The organism is Rhodobacter maris (assembly GCF_900217815.1).
GTDB classification, from domain to species: Bacteria; Pseudomonadota; Alphaproteobacteria; order Rhodobacterales; family Rhodobacteraceae; genus Rhodobacter; species Rhodobacter maris.
In genome coordinates this window covers 1-2,009 of record NZ_OBMT01000045.1, presented here as the reverse complement: position 1 = coordinate 2,009, position 2,009 = coordinate 1, and the positions used below count along the sequence as shown (strand labels likewise).

General features: G+C 60.5%; 3 protein-coding genes. All 3 read right to left on the bottom strand.

Annotation, left to right across the window (positions count from 1 at the left end; genetic code table 11):
• Positions 1–716, bottom strand: a 716-nt coding sequence (locus tag CRO22_RS18435) for a phage portal protein (RefSeq protein ID WP_245861033.1), incomplete at its 3' end; no start/stop codon positions are given.
• A 121-nt stretch (positions 717–837) separates the two neighbouring features.
• Positions 838–1,590: a hypothetical protein gene (locus CRO22_RS18430; protein WP_141399497.1), complete on the bottom strand. Its 753-nt coding sequence runs from the start codon at positions 1,588–1,590 to the stop codon at positions 838–840.
• Positions 1,591–1,616: 26 nt separating this feature from the next.
• Entirely contained in the window at positions 1,617–1,910 is a 294-nt protein-coding gene (locus tag CRO22_RS18425) for a hypothetical protein (protein ID WP_097071593.1), read from the bottom strand.
• Between the last annotated feature and the right edge of the window lie 99 nt (positions 1,911–2,009).

The window sequence follows — 2,009 nt, the reverse complement described above, 5'->3', positions numbered from 1 at the left end:
TCGGCGAGCGTCATCGTCACCGATTCATAGCTCATGCCCTCGTCGAGAATGGCGGTGCCACCGGAACGGCCCGCGCCATGTGCCGCCGTCCAGCTCACCGCGAGCTTCGACTTTGCTTCATCGCCGAGGGTCTTTTCGGTTTTGAGGATGCCACCGGGCTTGCCGCCATTGGCAAAGAGCTTCGCGATATGTTCCTCAAAGGCCAGCGCAAGGCCGATAGCCTCGCGCCCGAGCGTGATCGGCGAGGCGCCCGCGAAGGCGCTCACATGCAGAATGTCGGTGAAAGGGTAGCGGTGCCCGCCATCGGCGAGTTGCACCATATAGGAGGGTTCGCCGAAGTCGTCGGTTTCCACCTGCACCTGATGCGGTTCGAGCCGGTGCAGCTCCACAGGCTCGCCCGAGGCGGTGCGCACGACAAGGGCGAACCCGTGGCCGCGCAACAGGGCATCGGTGGTGAGCTGCACCCGCAACGCCTCGGCCGAGGTCCACGGGTTCGCCTCGTCATGAATGAGTCGATAGGCGGGGTGCTCGGTGACGCTCGCGCGCCCGTCCTTCTCGAAGAGCTTCGCGGGCAGCGCGCCCACCGTCTCGGCGATCAGGGCGACGGCGCAGGCCACCGCAGGAACGCGCATCGCGCTCTCGGTGGTGACGGTCTTGCCGGTCAGTGTGGGCGCGAGCCCGAAGAGAGGAAGGGCGGCAGGCGTCGAAACGCCCACCGCCTTTTTCTGAAATGCAGAAAGGAACTTTTGAAACATCGCAAATGAAAACAGGGGCACTCGTATGGGTATAATGGTACCACATGTCCGAATCCGGCTGCAAGGAAAATGTTACAGTATATCAATTCTTGAGGTCATAATCAGGCAGGGCATCAATGACGCGCGCCTTCGCAAGAATTGTCACGTCACCGTAATTCTCGCCCGCAGTCCGGCCCGAATGCCCCTGCATGGAGTCGATCACGCGCATCGTCAGACCGAGTTCGAGCGCTTGGGTTTTCAGACGATGCCGCCACCCGTAATTCGGGCGCACACCTTTCGGAACCAGCTTCAGACTGTGCAACCACTTCCCGAGGTCATCGGAGACGTTCTGAGCCGCAGCGGCGAAACGGTCGGGCGCGGTCGCACCGTGGAAAAGCGGCCCCGGCGCTGACGCTTTGACAAACGCAATGAAGCCGAGGGCGATCACTTGCCGATGCAACGGAATATCCCGGTAGCCTCCGGCTTTGACAGTGCCAGCGTCGGGGGTAATCCTTGCGATCCACCGCCCGCCTTCCTCGCGAATGTCTTCTTTCCGAAGTTGAGTGATTTCAGAAATGCGTGCCCCCGAAAATGCCGCGAGCAGAGGCGCCCAGAGCTTTGCCGCCGTCATGTGAGGGGTTTCGCGCACATAGCCAAATTGATTTGGCTTCGGCACATGTGCGCGACATGCGCGCAGAACAGCGAGCGCTTCGGCGTCGGTGTATCCTGTTTCCCGGCTGTTCACTCGCTTCGGTTTCGGTTGTCGCACCTTCTCGGCCACGTTCTCGGGAAGGAGTTCATTCTCATGGGCCCACGCGAAAACGGACCGAACAGTAGAGAGATAGATGTCGCTCACAGTCTTGGCCGAGAGTTTTTCAACGCTCAGCAGGTGATCTCGCCAAGCCACAAGTCTTTCTTCGTGACCTGCCTCGCATCGTCGTGACGCAGAAACGTGCGCAAGTGTCGGAAGACCGGCTCTTGGCGCTTGCCTTTGTCCTTGAGGAAACCCGCCTGAATCCGGCTGTTACGGTAGTCGATCCAGAGCTGGGAAAGGCTCACAGGTTTGACGGCTACAGTCTGCGCCGGGGGCTTTACAATCGGGTCTGCGGGTTGGCCGCTGTAGTCGCCTGCATCCCGTTCCAGAGTGCGCTTCAGCGCCTCGATCTCCGCCCGCATGATTTGATGATGTGGACACCCCCACCCCAACCGTCGAATCTGGTTTCAACGGTTCTCCGGGAAGAAGGAGTGGTTGGATATGTCCGGAATGATCATTGG

Coding starts and splice junctions, on each gene's coding strand:
- CRO22_RS18425 (WP_097071593.1), bottom strand. CDS start 1,910: ATGCGGGCGGAGATCGAGGCGCTGAAGCGCACTCTGGAACGGGATGCA.